Here is a 688-nt window from a genome sequence, read left to right as displayed (position 1 = left end):
GACCGAGCACGACTGCCCCCTCCACCTACTACGCCCACCACAAACGCCGGACCATGCCGTCCGCCAGGACCGTGCGGGACGCCAAGCTGAAGGAACAGATCACCGAGGTCTTCGAGGCCAACTACCGTGTCTATGGAGCGAGGAAGATATGGCGCGAGCTGAACCGGCAGGGCAGCGACGTGGCCCGCTGCACCGTTGAACGCCTGATGCGCGAGCTCGGTATCGCCGGAGCGGTCCGCGGCAAACGCGTGATCACCACGCTGCCCGGCGGGCAGGTCGAGCGGGCCCCGGACCTGGTGGATCGCGACTTCGTCGCCGGCGCCCCGAACCGCTGCTGGGTCGCGGACTTCACCCACGTGAAGACCTGGGCCGGTGTCGTATACGTCTCCTTCGTCGTGGACACCTTCTCCCGCCGGATCGTCGGCTGGTCTGCGGCCACCGTGAAGGAAACGGTCTTCGTGCTGGACGCCCTGGAGATGGCGATCTGGCAACGCGACCGCGAGCAACACCCGGTCCAGCCAGGTGAGTTGATCCATCACTCGGACGCCGGGTCGCAGTACACGAGTTTCCGGCTTGCCGAGCATCTGGACGCTGCCGGCATCGCCGCCTCGATCGGATCGGTCGGCGACGCGTACGACAACGCCCTGATGGAGAGCACGATCGGCCTGTTCAAGACCGAGCTCATCAG

1 protein-coding gene is annotated in these 688 nt (G+C 66.4%); it reads left to right on the top strand.

Features of this window, described 5'->3' with window-relative positions:
• A partial coding sequence (locus tag AC3EUJ_RS37225) for an IS3 family transposase (RefSeq protein WP_431969437.1) occupies positions 1–688 on the top strand: 688 nt, incomplete at both ends.

The organism is Actinacidiphila sp. bgisy160, from assembly GCF_057707815.1.
The sequence above is the reverse complement of the archived record's forward strand: the minus strand, read 5'-3'. Positions and strand labels throughout refer to the sequence as shown.